The 629-nt window shown below is 58.3% G+C and carries 1 protein-coding gene; it reads right to left on the bottom strand.

The window, feature by feature from the left end; all coding sequences use genetic code 11:
- Positions 1-629: hypothetical protein (locus tag PPOP_RS22920; protein WP_042229406.1), on the bottom strand; the 629-nt coding region annotated here is incomplete at both ends.

Genomic DNA, 629 nt, shown 5'->3' with positions numbered 1-629 from the left:
ATTGGCGCTCCACCGTCTTCGTCCACGGAACCCACAGCTCGCTGCCGTTATCCCAGGCCTCCGGGTCGTCAAGCTGCTCCTTCACCTTGCCATCGACGCGCACCGAGCTCACCATGCGTTCGCCAAGCTGAACAGCATCGGGACGGTCCGGCCCACCATATTGCACAACAAACTGTACGCCTTCATCGAGCACGATCAGCGTCTTGGAGACGAACCAGCCCTGCTCATTATACCGATGCTTTGCCGTCAACAGCTTTGCTTGCTGTCCGCTTTTCAACGTCACATCCTGAACGCCCACGGTCTGACGATGCTCCGGACGGAACATTTTCTTCATAAATGCCTCTTCCTGACGCACAAGCGAAGCAAGCGTAGCCCCTGGTTCCGCGCGCAAGCAATAATACTCCAACTGGAGCGCTCCCTGATCGGCTGGCGCATAGAGCTTGTTCCCATCCGGATCCTGCTCCCACGTCGCCGGAATATCAACGATGAGTCCGTCTCCCCACAGCGCCGTCGCACGGAAGCCGTCCTGCTCCGTGCTGATATCCTTCACCCCCGCTCTGTTGGCCGGGTCATCATTCGGACGGAACGTATTCAGCAGCGGTTCATATTGAAGCAGTTGCCGCGGCGAT

The sequence above is a fragment of the Paenibacillus popilliae ATCC 14706 genome, assembly GCF_000315235.1.
Taxonomy (GTDB): domain Bacteria; phylum Bacillota; class Bacilli; order Paenibacillales; family Paenibacillaceae; genus Paenibacillus_B; species Paenibacillus_B popilliae.
The sequence above is the reverse complement of the archived record's forward strand: the minus strand, read 5'-3'. Positions and strand labels throughout refer to the sequence as shown.